Source organism: Sinorhizobium sp. B11 (genome assembly GCA_039725955.1).
Lineage (GTDB): Bacteria > Pseudomonadota > Alphaproteobacteria > Rhizobiales > Rhizobiaceae > Rhizobium.
In genome coordinates this window covers 1,560,383-1,577,827 of record CP091034.1, presented here as the reverse complement: position 1 = coordinate 1,577,827, position 17,445 = coordinate 1,560,383, and the positions used below count along the sequence as shown (strand labels likewise).

Below are 17,445 nucleotides of genomic sequence, written 5' to 3'. Positions count from 1 at the left end.
GGCGGGCCTGTCGCCACCCGGCGGCGGGCCGCTTCCCCTTCGATAAAAGAGCGAGAGAATGTCCCTAGCGGAAACCAAGGCGGCGCCTTCGAAGGAGACTCGCAAGCGGCCGCTGGTCGTCATGCAGTCGGTCTCGAAGGTCTTTTCCAGCGGCACGATCGCGCTTTCGGGCATGTCGCTGACGGTCGAGAGCGGTGAATTCATCAGCCTTCTCGGCCCTTCCGGCTGCGGTAAATCCACGGCACTACGCATCATCGCCGGTCTCGGCGACGCCACGTCGGGCAAGATCGACTGGCCAAGTTCGCGCATCAATTCGCAGGGCCTGCCGGAGGGCGATATCGGTTTCGTCTTCCAGGAACCGACGCTGATGCCGTGGAAGACCGTGTTCGGCAATGTCTACCTGCCGCTGAAACTGCGCGGCGTTTCCAAGGCGCAGGCCAGGGATCGGATCACGGAGGTCCTTGCGACCGTCGGCCTGCAGGATTTCGCCGATGCCTATCCGCGGGAACTCTCCGGCGGCATGAAGATGCGTGTGTCGATTGCCCGCGCGCTGGTGACCAAACCAAAACTGCTGCTGATGGATGAGCCCTTTGCAGCGCTCGACGAAATCACGCGCCAGAAGCTCAATGACGACGTTCTGCGGCTGTGGAAAGCGACGGGCATCACCGTGATCTTCGTGACGCACTCCGTCTTCGAGTCTGCCTATCTTTCCAACCGCATCGTGGTGATGAAGGCGCGGCCGGGCCGCGTCCATGCGGATTTTCCGCTGACAACAAGCCTTGAGCGGGATTCGCATTACCGGACCTCGGAAGAATACCGTCGGGCCTGCGAGACGGCATCGCGTTCGCTGATCGAGGCGATAGGCGGAGCGGAGGAACATTGATGAGCGTCGAGAGCATCGAAACAAGCGAGACCGCGCCCCTGTCCGTTCCCAATCCGATCAACGCAAAGAGGCGCGATCTGGCGCTTCGCATCGCTGTGCCTTTTCTGGTGATCGGCGTGCTGATCGTTATCTGGGAGTTCTACGTCGTGCTCTCGGGTGTTCCGCCCTATATCCTGCCCGGCCCTGGCGCTGTGGCAGCGGCCTTCATCCATGACTGGGGCACACTTGCCCCCGCCCTCTGGGTCACCACGCAGATCACCTTGATATCGCTTGTCCTGGCACTGATCGGGGGCGTGGGATTTGCGATCTTCCTGGTGCAATCGCGCTGGATCGAAATCGCCTTCTATCCGCTCGCTGTCATCCTGCAAGTCACACCGATCGTGGCGATCTCACCGCTGATCCTGATCTACGCGCCGTCGACGCAGGTGGCGCTCCTGATCTGCGCCTTCCTTGTCGCCTTTTTCCCGATCCTGTCCAACATGGTCCAGGGCCTGAAGAGTGTCGATCATAATCTCATCAACCTCTTCGAACTCTACGGCGCCTCGCGCTGGCAGACGCTGATCTACCTGAAGATCCCGGCCGCCCAGCCCTATTTCATGACCGGGCTTCGCATCGGCGGCGGCCTAGCGCTGATTGCCGCCGTGGTTGCCGAATTCGCCGCAGGTTCGGCGGGTGCCGGTTCCGGCCTCGCCTTCCGTCTGCTGGAATCGCAATATCGCATGAACATTCCCCGCCTTTTTGCCGCGCTCTTCATGCTGTCCATGCTCGGCGTCGCGATCTTCGCCATTACCTCCTTCATTTCATGGCTCAGCCTGCATCGCTGGCATGAGAGCAGCCTGAAGCGGGAAAATTGATGACCTATTCCTTCATGTCCCCCCCGAATGCGGGCCGTTTCGTGCTCGCCAACGCAACGCTTCCGGCTGTCGCCATCAGCGGCTTTGCTGCCGTCGCCAATGAAGGCCTCGTCAAGGCGGATATCGTGATCGCCGACGGTCTCATCTCGGCAATCCTGCCTCCCGGAACAGCGCCGGCCGAATTTGCCAAGTCCGACATGCGGGAAGGCATGGTGTGGCCTTGCTTTGCAGATATCCATACGCATCTGGACAAGGGCCATATCTGGCCGCGCAAGCCCAACCCCGACGGAACCTTCATGGGTGCGCTGGAGGCGGTCGGCCGGGACCGCGAGGCGAACTGGTCGGCGGCGGATGTGCGCAAGCGCATGGAATTTTCGCTGCGCTCAGCCTATGCGCACGGCACTGGGCTTATCCGCACGCACCTGGATTCGCTGGCACCCCAGCACCGTATCTCCTTCGAGGTCTTTGCCGAGATCCGGGAGGAATGGAAAGACAAGATCGCCTTGCAGGCGGTCGCTCTCTTCCCGCTGGACAACATGGTCGACGAGGCTTTTTTCGCTGATCTCGTTGCTGTCGTAAAGGACAAGGGTGGGCTGCTTGGCGGTGTCACCAGGATGGGACCAGCGCTCGACTGGCAGCTCGATACGCTTTTGCGCGCGGCGGCGGAGAACGGCCTCGATGTCGATCTGCATGTCGACGAGACCGACGACCCTGGCGCAGAAACATTGAAGGCGATCGCCGAAGCCGTTCTGCGCAACCGGTTCGAAGGCAAGGTGACGGCAGGCCATTGCTGCTCGCTGGCGCGGCAGGATGACGATACCGCGCAACGGACGGTCGAACTGGTTCAAAAGGCCGGGGTTTCGGTCATCTCGCTGCCGATGTGCAACATGTACCTGCAGGATCGCTATCGCGGCCGCACGCCGCGCTGGCGCGGTGTCACGCTGTTCAAGGAACTGGCGGCTGCCGGTGTCGAGACGGCTGTCTCCTCCGACAATACACGCGATCCCTTCTACGCCTATGGCGATCTCGATCCGGTCGAAGTGTTTCGTGAGGCAGTGCGCATCCTGCATCTTGATCATCCGCTCGACACCGCGGCACGCGTCGTCACGACGTCACCGGCCAAGATTGCCGGCAGGCCGCAGATGAGCCGCATTGCCGTCGGCAGCCCCGCCGATCTCGTGCTCTTCAGCGCCAGGCGCTGGAGCGAATTCCTTTCCCGTCCGCAGTCTGACCGCGTTGTGCTTCGCCGCGGCAAGGTGATCGACCGCAGCCTGCCGGATTACCGTGAACTCGATAGCGTCGTTGGAGCCTGACATGGCCGATTATCAGAAGATCAAAAAAGAACTCGAAGGTATCGCGATCGAGGACAATCCGGCGCTCGTTCGCCAGAAGAGCCGCGACTTCTACTGGTATTCGCCAATCCTGAAGGCGCAGCTCGATAATGTGACGGCCGATATCGTCGTCACGCCGAAAAAACGAGGCCGAAGTCATCCAGACGCTAAAGGTCGCCTTCGCCCATGGCGTGCCCGTCACCCCGCGCGGCGCCGGCACGGGCAATTACGGTCAGGCCATGCCGCTCTCAGGCGGTATCGTGCTCAACCTCGCCGCCATGGACAAGATCAAGGAAATCCATCCGGGTCGCGTCATCTGCGAACCCGGCATCGTGATCGCCCAGCTCGACAAGCAGACCAAGGCGCATTCCGGCCAGGAGTTGCGCTTCCATCCCTCGACCGCCCAAACGGCAACGGTCGGCGGCTTCATTGCCGGCGGTTCCGGCGGCGTCGGCTCGATCACCTGGGGCGGGTTGCGTGATCTCGGCAATATCCTGCGCCTGCGTGTCGTGACCATGGAAGCGGAGCCGCGTGTGCTCGATCTCACCGGCTGGGATCTGCAGAAGGTCAGCCATGCCTACGGCACCAACGGCATCATCACGGAAATCGAGATGCCGCTCGCACCCGCCTATGACTGGGTGGATGTGCTGGTCGGCTACGATGACTTCATGGATGCAGTGCGCTTCTCCGATGCGCTGGCGAAATGCAACGGCATTCTCGTCAAGGAAATCGCGCCGATCGCGGCCCCTATCCCGCATGACTATTTCACCCGCCACAAGCCCTATATCCGCCAGGGCCAGTCGATCGTCGTGCTGATGATCGCGCCGCATTCCATGGATGCTTTCCTGGCTTTCACGGCAGCGCAGAAGGGCGAAATCATGTTCCGCTCCGACAAGGTCGAGAGCATGCGTGGCATTCCGCACGCCTATGAGCTAGCCTGGAACCATACGACGCTGCGTGCGCTCAAGGTCGATCCCACCTTCACCTATCTGCAGGTGCAGTATCCGGGACCGGATCATGTGGCCAAGGTGAAAAAGATGGTGGAGATCTTCGGCGATGAGGTGCCGGGTCATCTCGAATTCATCAAGTTCGACGGGCAGATCCAGTGCTCGGGCCTGCCGCTGGTACGCTATACGACAGAGGAGCGGCTGGAGGAGATCATCAAGATCCATCAGGATCATGGCTGCCCGATCTTCAACCCGCACCGCTATACGCTCGAAGAGGGCGGCATGAAGCGCACCGACAAGGTGCAGCTCGCCTTCAAGCATGAGACCGATCCGAAGGGGTTGCTCAATCCTGGCAAGATGATCGCCTGGGAGAATCCCAATTTCGATTTCGACGCCGGCAAGAATTACCTTTTCCCGGGCCTTGCCGCCGTCATGGAGGCTTCATGAGGGTTCTTGTCCTCCACTCGCACCCGGTCGAGGAAAGCTACGGCAAGGCGCTCTACAGACAGACCCTGGAGAGCCTCGCCAAGGCCGGGCACGAAGTGGATGCCTGCGATCTCTATGCGGAGAATTTCGATCCCGTCCTGTCGCAACATGATCGGCTCGTTTACCACGATTATCCCGACAATATTTCGCTGGTGAAACCGTATGTCGACAGGCTGAAGCGGGCCGAGGCGCTGGTCATCTGCACACCGGTCTGGAATTTCGGGTTCCCGGCGATCCTGAAAGGTTATTTCGACCGGGTCTGGCTTCCCGGCGTTTCCTTCGCGCTCGTGAACGGCAAGGTCGAATCCCGCCTGCGGCATATCAAGAAGCTTGGGGCGGTGCTGACCTATGGCGCGACACCTTTCCGCGCCTTCGTTGCCGGCAATCCGCCAAAGAAGATCGTGAAGCGTGTCTTGCGGGCGCAGATCGACCCGTTCAAGCCGGTTACCTTTCTCGCCCATTACGACATGAACAACTGCACCCCGGAGACACGGGCAGCGTTCCTGGCGAAAGTGAAGGACGCGATGGAGCGATTCTAGGGGCGGCTTGCATCGGTACACCTAACCGGGCGCACCCCGCATGGTGGTCGATCTCTTCGGCGCCGATATCGGCCAGCATGCGCGCACCGCCATGGGGGCTGCTGCCGCGCCGGCGAGCTGCTCCGTCGTGATCGCCGCGGAGCTGCGAACAGATCTTAGAAAACCTTCGCCGCCGTGACTTCCACTTCCACCAGGAATTCCGGCCGGGTAAAGCCGTTGATGATAATGAGCGTCGAAACGGGTTTCGGGTCGAGCGTGAAGCGGTCGCGCACTGCCATATAGGCCGGGAAGTCTTCCCGTTTCGTCACGAAGCCGGAAATGCGGATGACATCAGCAAAGCTCATCTCGGCCTCGGCGAGGATCGCCTTGATCGCTTCGAAGCAGAGCTCGGCCTGGGCCGTCACGTCCTCAGGAATCTTTTCATCGAGGCCGATGCCGAGCTGACCTGACGTGACCAGCAAGGATGCGCCCGGCGGTATGAGCAGACCGTGATTGTAATTTCCGAAGGGACGGCGGACGGATGGCGGGTTGAAAATCTTCTTCATGAAAAGACCTCGCTATAGACAGAGATTTATAGCGAGGTTTTCCGCCGTATTCCAAGCACTTGCTTGCGATAGATCTCAGAAATCGAGGGATTGCTGGGCAGGAGGCGGTGGACCGACATGCACGCCTTCGAGCTCCAGCATGCGAAGCTTGGACGTCGAACCGCCAGGCGCCGAAAAGCCACCGATCTTTCCACCTGCCGCTAGCACACGATGGCAGGGAATGATGAGCGCGACAGGATTCTTTGCCATCGCCTGGCCTACGTCGCGCGCTGCCTCCGGTCCCACCCCGAGCTCCTTCGCCAGGGTGCCGTAGGTCGTCGTGCGACCCCAGCCGATACGGCGCGCGGCGGTATAGATATCGCGGAAAAATGCGTCCTGGCCGTCAAGGTCAACGGCGACAGTGGAGAAGTCGACTTCTTCGCCTTCGAAGTAACGCTTTACCGCAGCTACAGCGTCCAAAATCTGCGGCGTCGGCTTGCCCGGTTCGGCAGCCGGCAGACGGCGCAGCAACAATCGTTCTGTCGAATCGGCGCTTTTCGTGGGCAGCTGGAACCGCGTCACGCCGGTATCGCTCCAGGCGATGCCGCAAAAGCCGCCTGCGGTTTCAAAGATCAGGTATTGATGCACTTTCTGAGCCATGGTGAAGCCCTCACATTCCATCAGGTATCAGAATCGTATCGCGAGGGTGCAAGTTCAACCCGTTTCTTGCGCGTGTCCCGATAAAATGTCAGGCCGATGCCGCGGTCGTGGCATGTGGGGATATCTGTGGCCTCTTTGCCTTCGCCTTGCCTTTCACCACATCAAACAGCGCATAGCCGCCGGTCCAGCGTCCAAAACCGCTGGCGATATTGATATGGCCTGCAAGCCCGATATTGCGAACTTCGGTTTTCCAGAGGCGGGTGTAGAAGCTCAGACGGTCGAGCGACATGTATTTGTCGTCGAGACTGCCGACGGTGAGGCTCGGAAAGGGAAGCGGGGTAGTCGGCATGGGGCCGAAAGTGAGCGAGCCGGGATGCAGCCTTTCGGTGGCCGGCAAATCGCAAGGGGCAACCAGAAGCGCTCCCTTGATCCTGCGTGCCACTGGCCGGTCGGCGAGCCTCGCCGTCAGGATGCAGCCGAGGCTATGGGCAATGATATAGGCCTCTCCAGCTTCCAGCAATGCCTGTTCCAGGGGCTCCATCCAGCGGTCCAGACGAGCATGATTCCAGTCGTCCTGGCGGACCAGCCGGCTCTGCGGCACATCATCAAGCCAAAAGTGCTGCCAATGCCCCTCGTCGGAACCGAACAGACCCGGCACGATCAGGATTTTTGTCATTGCTGTCTCCTGGCGCAGGCGCAGCAGGCTGCTGCAACGCATCTCGGCCAGAATTATCCATAAATTTTATGGACTAAAGAAATGAAGCTCCAAAACCCGAAAGAAAGCTGGAAAATCCATCGCCGGATCAGAAGTTGCTGCTCGACGATAAAGTCGCCAGGTCGCAGGATATTCTGAGGCCGATGGCATCGTGGCAGCCTGTCCCCTCGCCCGCAGCCAATTCTCGCTCGACAAAAAGCTGAATGCTTTCGACCCGGACGGGGCCGGCAGACCAGAGCAGCGGGCGGTTGACATCGATGGCGGCAACCCGCTGCTCGGTGGCCTTTACGACGGTGGAAGCGAGCGCCATGCCGGCCAAGGTCAAGGCGAGAGCAAGTACCATCTGAAGGCAGAGATCGCCTGCCTCGCGCAGTGAAATGAACATAGCGGCCTCATGCCGTAACCGGGGATTCACTGCGCAGGTAAGGCAAGGAAGGGCGGAGGCAAAGCGGCTTTCGCGGTTAAGGTTTACGCGTAACCATCGCAATCACTTCAACCGCGCCGCTTAAATTTCGGAACAAGCAATCGCCTCGCGGGTTAGGCACATGTCACCAAAGATGAAAATCGAAGGAGGATAGCTCCCATGCGTAAATCCCTTATCGCCGCTTCGTTGCTTGCCATCGGCATGGCTTCGTCGGCATTTGCCCAGTCCAATCCCGACACTATCGGCCCGACCAACGGCGGCTCTACGGACCCGGGCTCGGGCAATTACTCCTCGGATTATACGAGTGACAGCAACGGCATTCATCCGGTTCCCTCAAGCGCGGTCGATCCGGCCACGACACAGAGCATCGGCGGCCAGGCCATCAATTGCCCCGGCATGGCGCAGCAGAACACAGGTGTCGATACGCGCGGCGGCGAAAGCGGCGCTTCGATCAGTGAGGCATGCCGCGAATACGACAACTGATCGGGCAAAGACCCGTTCGTTGAGAGAGGCCGGCTCGACCGGCCTTTTTCATGCGTGCTTCATGAAACTCCTGATCCGATTGCCTCGTACTTCCGTAACAGACAGGAGAGGCAGGACAGGGAGCGGCCATTGGCACGGGATATTGTTGCAAGACCGGTGATCGTGTGGTTTCGCAAGGATCTGCGCCTTGACGACAACAGGGCACTTCAGGCGGCATGCGCATCGGGGCGGCCGGTTATTCCACTTTACATTCGCGAACACGGGGAAGACGGCACCGGGCCGCTCGGTTCGGCTCAGGCATGGTGGCTGCACCATTCGCTACATGCGCTCGATGGCGCCCTTAGAAAACGTGACGGCAAGCTCGTCCTGGCCAGCGGCCATGCCCGAAACGTGCTGGGCGACTTCATCAGGCGAAGCGGTGCGGAAGCGGTATTCTGGAACCGTCGTTACGATCCACCCGGCATTGCGATCGACACGCGCCTGAAACATGAACTCGAAAAGCAGGCAATCGAGGTGCGCAGCTTCGGCGGCCAGCTCCTGCATGAACCGACGAAACTGAAGACATCAGGCGGCACGCCCTATCGCGTCTATACGCCATTCTGGCGGGCACTCGAAGAATATGGAGAGCCGGAAGCGCCTGTCGACATGCCTCAGCGCTTCCGCTTCCCCAAAGAGTTTCCCGCATCTGAAACGCTTGCCTCTTTCAAGTTTCTGCCACGCAAGCCGAACTGGGCGAAGTCCTTCCCCGACATGTGGACGCCGGGGGAGGCCGCTGCCCACCAAAAGCTCCGGGAGTTCGTCGAAAACGCTCTTCCGGGTTACTCGGCTGACCGGGATTTCCCCGGCAAGGCGGCAACGTCCCTGCTCTCTCCGCATCTGGCACTCGGCGAGATTTCGCCGGCGCGTATCTGGGAGGCGACAAAGGGCCTCTCCCGCAGCATCCCATCCGACGATATCGTGCGCTTTCGCAAGGAACTGGCATGGCGGGAGTTTTCCTACCACCTGCTCTTCCATTTTCCCAAACTTGCAAGCGCCAACTGGAACGACAGTTTCGACGGTTTCGGCTGGCGACAGGATGAAGACGGATTCCATGCCTGGTGCAACGGCCAGACGGGCTATCCCATCATCGACGCAGGCATGCGCCAGCTTTGGCGCCATGGCTGGATGCATAACCGCGTCCGGATGATCACAGCCTCGTTTCTCATCAAGGACCTGCTGGTCGACTGGCGTCGAGGCGAAGCCTGGTTCCGCGATACGCTCGTCGATGCGGACCCGGCCAACAAATGCGGCCAGCTGGCAATGGGTGGCAGGTTCAGGCGCCGATGCCTCTCCCTTTTTCCGCATCTTCAACCCGGTCCTGCAGGGCGAAAAATTCGATGCGGACGGCAGCTATATCAGGCAGTTCGTGCCCGAGCTCGAAAATCTGGAGGACAAATATATCCACCGGCCGTTCGAGGCACCCGCGAGCGTGCTTGAAAAAGCCGGTGTCACGCTTGGTGAAACCTATCCCCAACCCATCGTCGATCATGCCACGGCGCGCCGGCGGGCGCTGAAGGTCTATAACGCCATAAAGGATGCAGCATGAACGCGCATGTTCCTTCGCTGCCACTCCGCCTCAAGGTCGCGGTCATAGGATCGGGCATATCGGGTGCATCGGCTGCCTGGGCGCTCAATCCTGTTCATGACGTGACGCTTTATGAGAAGGATGTCCGGCCGGGCGGCCATACGGCTACCGTCGATGTCGATTATGACGGGTTGAGCGTTCCAGTCGACACCGGCTTCATCGTCTACAACGAGCACAATTATCCCAATCTGACCGCGCTCTTTGCGGAACTCGGCGTCGCCACGCATGCCAGCGACATGAGCTTTTCCCTGTCACTCGATCAGGGCAGGCTGGAGTGGAGCGGCGGTGGGCTCTCGTCGATATTCGCGCAGAAGCGCAATCTGCTGAGCCCCTCCTTTCTCTGGATGATCCGCGAGATCCTGCGCTTCAACCGGACCTGCCTGGAAGATCGGGCAGCCGGGCATCTCGCCTCGCGCTCGATCGGCGATTATCTCGACTGGCGCGGCTTCTCGCCCGGTTTCACAAACAACTATCTGGTGCCCATGGCGGCGGCGATCTGGTCGACGCCATCAGCGCGCATGCTGCAATTTCCCGCCGAACATTTCGTCAATTTCTTCGACAATCACCGGCTGATCTACCGCCACCAGCATCAGTGGCGCACCGTCACCGGCGGCAGCCGCAACTATCTGAAAAGGCTTCTATCACCGCTTGGCGACAAGGTAAGACTTGGCTGCGGGGTGCGCGGCGTAATACGCAAGGCGAAGGGCGTCATCCTCATCGACGAAGCCGGCGGCGAGGCTTTCTTCGACAAGGTGATCTTCGCCTGCCACAGCGACCAGACCTCGCGCCTGCTGATCGATGCGACTGATCAGGAAAAGCGCCTGCTCGCTGCCGTCCCCTATCAACCTAACCGTGTTATCCTGCACCGTGATGCCAGCCTGATGCCGACGCGGCGCAAGATATGGGCCTCCTGGAACTATCTGCGCTCGAGCCATGGCGACGGCAGGGCGGGCGTAGCTGTTACCTACTGGATGAACAGGCTGCAGGGCATCGATCCGAACTTCCCGCTCTTCGTTACGCTGAACCCGGATCGCGAACCGGATAGCCGCAAGGTCTTTGCCGAGTTCACCTATGAGCATCCGCAGTTTTCCGCCGAAGCGATGGCAGCACAGCAGGCGATCGCGGTCATCCAGGGAAAGAACAATTGCTATTTCGCAGGCGCCTGGACCGGATATGGCTTCCACGAAGATGGACTTGTCTCCGGCCTTGCGGCGGCGGAAGCTCTGGGCGGCATCACACCCTGGCGAACCAACCGACCCTCCCCTCGTGAAACGACGCTGGAAGCGATGGCATGATGGGATCGCGCAAAAGCCCCGACGCATCGAGATGTGGCGTCAGCGTGACGCGAAACGGTCGTCCGCCGGACGCAGCGGCAGCGCTTTATGTGGGCAATGTCATGCATCAGCGCATGAAACCGTTCGGCCATCGCTTCCAGTATCGGGTGTTTTCGCTTGCTATCGATCTCGACCGTTTGGAAGAAGCCGACAGGCAGTCGGCGCTGTTTTCGATCAACCGAAGCAATCTCGTCTCGTTCCATGAAGAAGACCATGCAGCAGGTGGAAAGCTGCGCTCCCATGCCGATGGCCTGCTTGCAGATGCCTGTGTCGAGCGACCGGCCAAAATCCTGCTCGTCTGCTATCCGCGGATCTTCGGCTACGTCTTCAATCCGCTTTCCGTCTATTATGCTTATGACGAGAAGGATTCAGTGATTGCGCTGATCTACGAGGTGCGCAACACGTTCGGCGAGCGGCATAGCTATGTCTGCCCCGTCGAGGAGGATGAAATCTTCGAAAGCGGTCTTCGTCAGACCTGCGAAAAGCTCTTTTACGTTTCTCCCTTCATTGGCATTGGAATGCGCTACCATTTCCGCATGCTGCCGCCCGGCCAGGAAATCCGCTGGCGCATCCTGGAGACCGATGCGGACGGACCGCTTCTTGCCGCAACGTTCGCCGGGCGGAAAAAGCCGCTGACTGGCCGGACGCTCGGTTTTCTTCTCACAACCACTCCCTTCCTGACCGTCAAGATCATGGCCGGCATTCACTGGGAGGCTCTGAAACTCTGGCTGAAAGGCGCTATCTACGTTCGCCGGCCACCACCTCCTCCGCCTGTCAGCGTGAAGCCGGCAAGCCGGCTTGCAGAAGCTGCGGAATGAATTTAGCGTTTGTCGCAATCGCCGGAGGAGAGGCGCAAGCATTGTCCTGACCGGCCCCAAAATACGGGAGGACGGACGGTGAGCAATATACAGGACTTGAACCAAGCGACCCGGGACGCGGTAACGCTGACGGCGGAGAATATTTCGCGCATCGTCAGAGACCTGCCGTTCAAGGCGAAGCTTGCGCTGCGCGGTTTGCTGGGCATACAGCAAGGGTCCCTTGCCGTCACGCTGCCCGACGGGCGCAAGGTGTTGATCAGGGGCGAGGCCGCCGGACCGAATGCAGCGCTCACGCTCCGGAATTGGAACCTTCCCGACCGGGCTCTGACCAGCGGCACCATCGGGATCGCAGAGACCTACATGGATGGCGACTGGGATAGCCCCGATATCACCGCCTTCCTCGAGCTGTTTCTCGTGAACGGCGAGGCCGCATACAGTTATTCTTATGGCACGAGCGGTGTCGGCCGCTTCGTGGAACGCATCCGCCATTGGATGAATGCCAACACCAGGGCCGGGTCCAGGCGCAATATTTCGGCCCATTACGACCTCGGCAATGACTTCTACAAGCAATGGCTCGATCCGAGCATGACCTACTCGTCAGCGCTTTATTCGACCGGTGCCAACGACCTGCAATCGGCACAGAGCGCCAAGTATCGGGCGCTGGCGGAAGCGACCGGCATCAAGCCCGGTGATCATGTGCTCGAGATTGGTTGCGGGTGGGGCGGCTTTGCGGAATTCGCGGCGAGCGAATTGAATTGCCGCGTGACCGGACTGACCATCAGCCGTGAGCAGCTTGCCTTCGCGCAAGAGCGCATCAGCAAGGCAGGGCTAGGCGACAAGGTCGATTTCCGCTTCCAGGACTATCGCGACGAGACCGGTGTCTACGATCGCATCGTTTCCATCGAGATGTTCGAGGCCGTGGGCGAGAAATACTGGCCGGCCTATTTCTCCAAGCTTAGACAATGCCTGAAGCCGGGCGGCAAGGCAGGGCTGCAGATCATCACTATCCGGCCCGAATCTTTCGAGCAATATCGCAGCAATCCGGACTTCATCCAGAAATACGTCTTCCCCGGCGGCATGCTGCCGACGCGTCATCACCTTGCCGAACTCGGCAAGAAGATGGACCTGTCACTGGTCAGGGACTTCGGCTTCGGCCTCGATTATGCCCGTACGCTCGCGGAATGGCGCGAGCGCTTCTGGTCCGTGTGGCATAAGCTCCGGCCGATGGGTTTCGACGACCGATTCAAGCGGCTCTGGGAATTCTACCTGTTCTATTGTGAGGCCGGCTTCCGCGCCCGCAATATCGATGTGCGGCAGGTGGTTTTTTCGCGCCGCTGATCATTCAGCCGGATGCGGTGTCGCCGGCCGGTGACCTCTATCTAGAGGCCGCTCTCGCCAGCCTGTGAAACGGTTGACCAGCGGGAAATAGAGACCATAAGGCAGTATCCGCAGGAACTTCAGCATATAGGTGAAATGCCGCGGGAAAGTGATCTCGAAAGCCTGCGTCTTGAGGCCTGCCGCAATGCGCTCCGCAGCGGCCTCGGGCGAAATAAGTGCCGGCATCGGAAAGGCATTCTTGCGCGTTGCCGGCGTGTCAACGAAACCCGGATTGATGAGCTGGATACGGATGCCGATCTTGTCGAGGTCGAATTTCAGGCTTTCGGCCATGTTGATCAGGGCAGCCTTGGTCGCGCCGTAGGCGGCGCTGGTCGGCAATCCCGTGTAGCCGGTCACCGAGGAAACGATGGCGACCTGTCCCTGCCCCTTCGTCTTCATGTGGCGGAGCGCCGGCAGGAGGCAATTGACGACGCCTGACAGGTTGACGGCAAAAGTCTCCTCGAAATCGGCTCTGTTCAGATCCTCGCCGTGAACGGGCTGATAGACGCCTGCGCAGAGGATGGCCATCGCGAGCGTGCCATGCTCGTATTCGATCGAGGCCATGACATGTTCCATGTCTTCGGCGTCGGTCACATCGCCGTCGAGCACGATGATGCTGCCGGGCAATCCGGATGCCTCGGCCTGCAATTCCACCAGTTTTTCGTGATTGCGGGCGGTGACGGCGACCCCGTATCCCTCGCCTGCGAGCTTCAGCGCCAGCGCTCGGCCTATTCCGGAACTCGCGCCGGAAATCCAGACGATACCATGCTCCGGGCGGGCGATGAAATTACGCATGACACTTCCTCCGGTCTGCCGATTTGAATACGAACACAGTCCGGAAGCTCCCCCCATCTCTCCCGGGACAATGGCTCTATCACAGCATTGTGGCTGCTTTCAGCCGATGAGATCGCCAATGATCTGACGGAAGGAGCCGGTGAGCTTGATTGGGCCGTCCGAAACGGCGAAAGCGATGCAGGGCCAGTCCTTTTCTGCGACGGGGCGATGGTCGATCGTGGCATCCGCAACCGAGATATCTCCCGGCCCAAAGCGGCCGCGCTCGTCGTGGAAGGCGCCATCGAGGATGAGGATCAGTTCCATGCCCGCATGCGTGTGGGCAGGCAGCGCTCGGCCAGGCCTTATCCACATCAGGCTGACTTCGCAGCCGTCGATATCGGTCGCATATTCCTTGAAGCCCGGAAGGCGCTTGCGCCACGGCACGTCGTCGGCTTCGAAACCGACGAGATTGCGCAAGGCACGCGGAAAAAGAGCGCCCCGCGGACGTGACGGGGGCTTCGCAGGGGACGCAGGAGCCTTCGAGCCGAAGATTGCCGCAAGCTTCGCATCTCGGTCACTGATCGGGCTTGCCGGCGTGCTTTCCAGAGCGTCTCCGGCCAGCCGTTCAAGGTCGGCCACAAGGCCACGATTGTCCGCCTTCATTTCGAGATGGGATTCCACGAGTACGCGGGCCGGCTCCGGGAGGGAGCCGGCAACATAATGCGCCATCAATGCATCGATCGTGTCGATATGCTCGTGAACCATGTCAGATTCGGTCACGCCTTGTTCCTGCGCCCGTGCTTGCTTTGTCGTCATCCATACGCCGAAAGTCAATCTTCGGATCACCGGCGCGCCTGGAGACGGCAATGGGCTGGAAGGGAAAGACTAATTTTATCGCGTGCCTGAAAGGCATGGAATAGGATTTCTTGCCAACGCCGCCTTGTGAAGGGAAAAGACCGTTCCTAAACTATGCGTAAACGAGGCAGATTCCATGACCTTCCACCCCTCCGTAATCGAGGCTATCGGCAATACGCCCCTCATCAAGCTCAAGGGTGTTTCCGAGGCAACCGGCTGCACCATTCTCGGCAAGGCCGAATTCCTCAATCCCGGCCAGTCGGTGAAGGACCGAGCGGCGCTCTATATCATCCGTGACGCCGAGAGGAAGGGCCTGCTGAAGCCTGGCGGTGTCATCGTCGAGGGTACGGCGGGCAATACCGGAATTGGCCTGACGCTCGTTGCCAAGGCGCTCGGCTATCGTACCGTCATCGTCATTCCGGAAACGCAGAGCCAGGAAAAGAAGGACGCGCTGCGCCTGCTCGGCGCCGAGCTCGTCGAAGTTCCGGCAGTTCCCTACAAGAACCCGAACAACTATGTGAAGGTTTCGGGCCGCCTTGCCGAACAGCTTGCCAAGAGCGAGCCGAACGGCGCGATCTGGGCGAACCAGTTCGACAACGTTGCCAACCGTCAGGCCCATATCGAAACCACCGCGCCCGAGATCTGGAAAGATACGGATGGCAAGGTCGACGGCTTCATCTGCTCGGTCGGTTCGGGCGGAACGCTTGCCGGTGTTGCCGCAGGCCTCAGGGGCTTCAACAGGGATATCAAGATCGGCATCGCAGATCCCGAGGGTGCCGCGCTCTACGAATTCTACGCGAACGGCGCGCTGAAGTCGGAGGGATCGTCGATCACGGAAGGTATCGGCCAGGGGCGCATCACCGCCAACCTGGAAGGCTTCACGCCCGATTTCTCTTATCACGTCACCGATGCTGAATCGCTCCCCTACCTCTTCGATCTGGTCGAACATGAGGGGCTTTGCCTTGGCGGCTCCACGGCGATCAACATTGCCGGTGCGGTTCGCCTCGCCCAAGATCTCGGTCCCGGCCATACGGTCGTGACAATCCTCTGCGATTATGGCAACCGCTATCAGTCCAAGCTTTTCAATCCGGACTTCCTTTCGTCCAAGGGTCTTCCCATTCCTGCCTGGATGGTCGGCTCGACGGATATCAGAATACCCTACGAACCCGCAGCGTGAGCCTCCATGCCAGTCAATGCCCTCTACCGTGACGACTTCTACCTTTCCACATGTGAAGCGGTCGTCACGGCCGTCCACGAGGACGGGGGCATCGAGCTGGACCAGACTTGCTTTTACGCGACGTCTGGCGGGCAGCCGGGCGACACAGGCTTCTTCGAACGGGCTGACGGCTCCAGGATAGGGCTTGGCCAGGCGAAACATGGTGCGAGCAAGGACGTCGTCATTCATGTGCCGCAGGAGGGCCAGCCGCGGCCGGAGGTCGGCGAAAAGCTGGTTGTGCACATCGACTGGCCGCGCCGTTACAGGCTGATGCGCATGCATACGGCCTGCCATCTTCTTTCAGTCGTCTGCTCCTATCCGATTACCGGTGCTGCTGTCGGCGAGGATGAAAGCCGCGTCGATTTCGACATGAGCGACACGATCGACAAGGACGAGGTGACGGCCAGGCTGATGGACCTCGTCAACCAGAACCATCCTGTCTATGTTCAGTGGATCACGGATGAGGAGCTCGCCGCCAATCCCGGCATCGTCAAGTCGAAGAATGTGCGTCCTCCTGTTGGTCTTGGCCGTGTCAGCCTCGTCTGTATCGGAGAGAATTCAGCTGTTGACAGCCAGCCCTGCGGCGGCACGCATGTTTCGGAAACTCAGGAAGTCGGCCAGATTCATATTGCCAAGATCGAGAAGAAGGGCAAAGAGAACAGGCGCTTCCGCATTCGCTTCGGCACGCCCGGCGACGAAGCCTGATAGACGATATTTTTGGGGAGATCATCATGAGCGACACCAAGAGCCGTTTCGTCGTTTCGGCCGACTGGCTACAGGCTGAACTCGGCAAATCCGATCTGCGCGTGCTCGACGCATCCTTCTATCTGCCGGCGCAGAAGCGCGATGCCGATGCAGAATATGCTGCCGGCCATATTCCGGGTGCGATCCGCTTCGATCAGGACAAAATCGCCGACCACTCGACGAACCTGCCGCACACGATCCCCTCGCCCGATCATTTCGCCGCCGAAGTCGGCAAACTCGGCATCAGCGAGAATGACCGCATTGTGGTCTATGACGGCATCGGCATGTTCGCCTCGCCGCGTGTGTGGTGGCTGTTCCGGGTCATGGGCGCAAAGAATGTCTTCGTGCTCGACGGCGGACTGGACGGATGGAAGGCTGAAGGCCGGCCGCTCGAAACCGAAACGCCACAATATGCGCCGGCGAGTTTCAAGACGAACTACGATTCCGACCGCGTCGTTCACCTCGAGCAGATGCGCGATATCGTCTCAAGCGGCGCCCTGCAGATCGCCGATGCCCGCAGCGCCGGCCGTTTCGCGGCCAGCGAACCGGAACCGCGCGTCGGCATGCGCTCCGGCCATATGCCAGGTGCCCGCAGCCTGCCTTCGGGCGTTTTCGCAAACCAGGGCCGTTTCAAATCGCTGCCGGAACTGAAGCAGACGATCGAGGATGCCGGCATCGATCTTTCGAAGCCGGTCGTTACCTCCTGCGGATCGGGTATTACCGCAGCAATCATCACGCTGGCGCTGGAATCGCTCGGACATACCGACAACAAGCTCTATGACGGCTCCTGGAGCGAATGGGGCAGCCGCGAGGATACGCCTGTCGTTACCGGTCCTCCTGCAGCGGTCAAAGCCTGA

Annotated in this window: 18 protein-coding genes and 2 pseudogenes; 14 read left to right on the top strand and 6 right to left on the bottom strand. The window is 60.2% G+C overall.

What is annotated here, in order from left to right; all coding sequences use genetic code 11:
- Nucleotides 1–58 precede the first annotated feature (58 nt).
- The 6 genes and pseudogenes from LVY75_17670 to LVY75_17645 all read left to right on the top strand — a co-directional run bounded on the left by LVY75_17670 (nucleotide 59) and on the right by LVY75_17645 (nucleotide 5,218).
- Nucleotides 59–883, top strand: coding sequence for an ABC transporter ATP-binding protein (locus LVY75_17670; protein ID XAZ25003.1), 825 nt, complete (start codon nucleotides 59–61; stop codon nucleotides 881–883).
- Entirely contained in the window at nucleotides 883–1,737 is an 855-nt protein-coding gene (locus tag LVY75_17665; GenBank protein XAZ25002.1) for an ABC transporter permease, read from the top strand. The genes LVY75_17670 and LVY75_17665 overlap by 1 nt, the downstream gene beginning before the upstream one ends.
- Nucleotides 1,737–3,050, top strand: coding sequence for a cytosine deaminase (locus tag LVY75_17660; GenBank protein XAZ25001.1), 1,314 nt, complete (start codon nucleotides 1,737–1,739; stop codon nucleotides 3,048–3,050). The genes LVY75_17665 and LVY75_17660 overlap by 1 nt, the downstream gene beginning before the upstream one ends.
- A 1-nt stretch (nucleotide 3,051) precedes the next feature.
- Nucleotides 3,052–4,462: pseudogene (locus LVY75_17655) on the top strand (FAD-binding oxidoreductase).
- Nucleotides 4,459–5,040, top strand: a complete 582-nt coding sequence (locus LVY75_17650; protein ID XAZ25000.1) for an NAD(P)H-dependent oxidoreductase — start codon at nucleotides 4,459–4,461, stop codon at nucleotides 5,038–5,040. The pseudogene LVY75_17655 and the gene LVY75_17650 overlap by 4 nt, the downstream one beginning before the upstream one ends.
- 40 nt (nucleotides 5,041–5,080) lie before the next feature.
- A complete protein-coding gene (locus tag LVY75_17645; protein XAZ24999.1) occupies nucleotides 5,081–5,218 on the top strand; it encodes a hypothetical protein in 138 nt (45 codons plus the stop codon).
- Here the strand turns inward: LVY75_17645 and LVY75_17640 are convergent.
- The 4 genes from LVY75_17640 to LVY75_17625 form a co-directional block, all read right to left on the bottom strand.
- The gene (locus tag LVY75_17640; GenBank protein XAZ24998.1) at nucleotides 5,196–5,585 is read right to left on the bottom strand and encodes a RidA family protein; all 390 of its coding nucleotides are present in this window, start codon (nucleotides 5,583–5,585) and stop codon (nucleotides 5,196–5,198) included. The genes LVY75_17645 and LVY75_17640 overlap by 23 nt on opposite strands.
- A 75-nt stretch (nucleotides 5,586–5,660) precedes the next feature.
- A complete protein-coding gene (locus tag LVY75_17635) occupies nucleotides 5,661–6,224 on the bottom strand; it encodes a methylated-DNA--[protein]-cysteine S-methyltransferase (GenBank protein XAZ24997.1) in 564 nt (187 codons plus the stop codon).
- Nucleotides 6,225–6,312: 88 nt separating this feature from the next.
- Complete coding sequence (locus tag LVY75_17630; protein XAZ24996.1) at nucleotides 6,313–6,900, bottom strand: alpha/beta fold hydrolase; 588 nt, start codon at nucleotides 6,898–6,900, stop codon at nucleotides 6,313–6,315.
- Nucleotides 6,901–7,027: 127 nt separating this feature from the next.
- Nucleotides 7,028–7,324: a hypothetical protein gene (locus LVY75_17625; protein ID XAZ24995.1), complete on the bottom strand. Its 297-nt coding sequence runs from the start codon at nucleotides 7,322–7,324 to the stop codon at nucleotides 7,028–7,030.
- A gap of 198 nt (nucleotides 7,325–7,522) precedes the next feature.
- On the opposite strand from LVY75_17625, the gene LVY75_17620 reads away from it, so the two are divergent.
- The 5 genes and pseudogenes from LVY75_17620 (at nucleotide 7,523) to LVY75_17600 (ending at nucleotide 12,960) form a co-directional block, all read left to right on the top strand.
- On the top strand, nucleotides 7,523–7,846 hold the full coding sequence (locus LVY75_17620) for a hypothetical protein (protein ID XAZ24994.1): 324 nt from the start codon (nucleotides 7,523–7,525) through the stop codon (nucleotides 7,844–7,846).
- 129 nt (nucleotides 7,847–7,975) lie between these two features.
- Nucleotides 7,976–9,431 (top strand): annotated as a pseudogene (locus tag LVY75_17615) (DNA photolyase family protein).
- Nucleotides 9,428–10,765 (top strand): FAD-dependent oxidoreductase, encoded by a 1,338-nt coding sequence (locus LVY75_17610; protein XAZ24993.1) that lies wholly within the window; start codon nucleotides 9,428–9,430, stop codon nucleotides 10,763–10,765. Before LVY75_17615 ends, LVY75_17610 begins: the two are co-directional and overlap by 4 nt.
- Nucleotides 10,762–11,622, top strand: a complete 861-nt coding sequence (locus LVY75_17605) for a DUF1365 domain-containing protein (protein ID XAZ24992.1) — start codon at nucleotides 10,762–10,764, stop codon at nucleotides 11,620–11,622. The genes LVY75_17610 and LVY75_17605 overlap by 4 nt, the downstream gene beginning before the upstream one ends.
- A gap of 78 nt (nucleotides 11,623–11,700) precedes the next feature.
- Nucleotides 11,701–12,960 (top strand): cyclopropane-fatty-acyl-phospholipid synthase family protein, encoded by a 1,260-nt coding sequence (locus tag LVY75_17600; protein XAZ24991.1) that lies wholly within the window; start codon nucleotides 11,701–11,703, stop codon nucleotides 12,958–12,960.
- Here LVY75_17600 and LVY75_17595 read toward each other — a convergent pair whose 3' ends face one another.
- Together LVY75_17595 and LVY75_17590 are read right to left on the bottom strand one after the other, a co-directional pair.
- Nucleotides 12,961–13,794 (bottom strand): SDR family NAD(P)-dependent oxidoreductase, encoded by an 834-nt coding sequence (locus tag LVY75_17595; protein XAZ24990.1) that lies wholly within the window; start codon nucleotides 13,792–13,794, stop codon nucleotides 12,961–12,963.
- A 99-nt stretch (nucleotides 13,795–13,893) separates the two neighbouring features.
- Complete coding sequence (locus tag LVY75_17590) at nucleotides 13,894–14,553, bottom strand: ChrR family anti-sigma-E factor (protein XAZ24989.1); 660 nt, start codon at nucleotides 14,551–14,553, stop codon at nucleotides 13,894–13,896.
- Nucleotides 14,554–14,764: 211 nt separating this feature from the next.
- Between LVY75_17590 and LVY75_17585 the strand changes: the two genes are divergently transcribed.
- The 3 genes from LVY75_17585 to sseA are packed head-to-tail and all read left to right on the top strand — an operon-like array spanning nucleotide 14,765 to nucleotide 17,445.
- The gene (locus LVY75_17585) at nucleotides 14,765–15,805 is read left to right on the top strand and encodes a cysteine synthase A (protein ID XAZ24988.1); all 1,041 of its coding nucleotides are present in this window, start codon (nucleotides 14,765–14,767) and stop codon (nucleotides 15,803–15,805) included.
- 6 nt (nucleotides 15,806–15,811) lie between these two features.
- The gene (locus LVY75_17580; protein XAZ24987.1) at nucleotides 15,812–16,549 is read left to right on the top strand and encodes an alanyl-tRNA editing protein; all 738 of its coding nucleotides are present in this window, start codon (nucleotides 15,812–15,814) and stop codon (nucleotides 16,547–16,549) included.
- Nucleotides 16,550–16,575: 26 nt separating this feature from the next.
- Complete coding sequence (sseA, locus tag LVY75_17575) at nucleotides 16,576–17,445, top strand: 3-mercaptopyruvate sulfurtransferase (GenBank protein XAZ24986.1); 870 nt, start codon at nucleotides 16,576–16,578, stop codon at nucleotides 17,443–17,445.

What these genes read in the sequence shown, in the direction of transcription:
- LVY75_17580 (XAZ24987.1), top strand. Translation starts at nt 15,812, where the DNA reads ATGCCAGTCAATGCCCTCTACCGTGACGACTTCTACCTTTCCACATGT.
- LVY75_17630 (XAZ24996.1), bottom strand. Translation starts at nt 6,900, where the DNA reads ATGACAAAAATCCTGATCGTGCCGGGTCTGTTCGGTTCCGACGAGGGG.
- LVY75_17660 (XAZ25001.1), top strand. Translation starts at nt 1,737, where the DNA reads ATGACCTATTCCTTCATGTCCCCCCCGAATGCGGGCCGTTTCGTGCTC.
- sseA (XAZ24986.1), top strand. Translation starts at nt 16,576, where the DNA reads ATGAGCGACACCAAGAGCCGTTTCGTCGTTTCGGCCGACTGGCTACAG.
- LVY75_17625 (XAZ24995.1), bottom strand. Translation starts at nt 7,324, where the DNA reads ATGTTCATTTCACTGCGCGAGGCAGGCGATCTCTGCCTTCAGATGGTA.
- LVY75_17665 (XAZ25002.1), top strand. Translation starts at nt 883, where the DNA reads ATGAGCGTCGAGAGCATCGAAACAAGCGAGACCGCGCCCCTGTCCGTT.
- LVY75_17635 (XAZ24997.1), bottom strand. Translation starts at nt 6,224, where the DNA reads ATGGCTCAGAAAGTGCATCAATACCTGATCTTTGAAACCGCAGGCGGC.
- LVY75_17595 (XAZ24990.1), bottom strand. Translation starts at nt 13,794, where the DNA reads ATGCGTAATTTCATCGCCCGCCCGGAGCATGGTATCGTCTGGATTTCC.
- LVY75_17610 (XAZ24993.1), top strand. Translation starts at nt 9,428, where the DNA reads ATGAACGCGCATGTTCCTTCGCTGCCACTCCGCCTCAAGGTCGCGGTC.
- LVY75_17605 (XAZ24992.1), top strand. Translation starts at nt 10,762, where the DNA reads ATGATGGGATCGCGCAAAAGCCCCGACGCATCGAGATGTGGCGTCAGC.
- LVY75_17670 (XAZ25003.1), top strand. Translation starts at nt 59, where the DNA reads ATGTCCCTAGCGGAAACCAAGGCGGCGCCTTCGAAGGAGACTCGCAAG.
- LVY75_17650 (XAZ25000.1), top strand. Translation starts at nt 4,459, where the DNA reads ATGAGGGTTCTTGTCCTCCACTCGCACCCGGTCGAGGAAAGCTACGGC.
- LVY75_17645 (XAZ24999.1), top strand. Translation starts at nt 5,081, where the DNA reads ATGGTGGTCGATCTCTTCGGCGCCGATATCGGCCAGCATGCGCGCACC.
- LVY75_17620 (XAZ24994.1), top strand. Translation starts at nt 7,523, where the DNA reads ATGCGTAAATCCCTTATCGCCGCTTCGTTGCTTGCCATCGGCATGGCT.
- LVY75_17640 (XAZ24998.1), bottom strand. Translation starts at nt 5,585, where the DNA reads ATGAAGAAGATTTTCAACCCGCCATCCGTCCGCCGTCCCTTCGGAAAT.
- LVY75_17585 (XAZ24988.1), top strand. Translation starts at nt 14,765, where the DNA reads ATGACCTTCCACCCCTCCGTAATCGAGGCTATCGGCAATACGCCCCTC.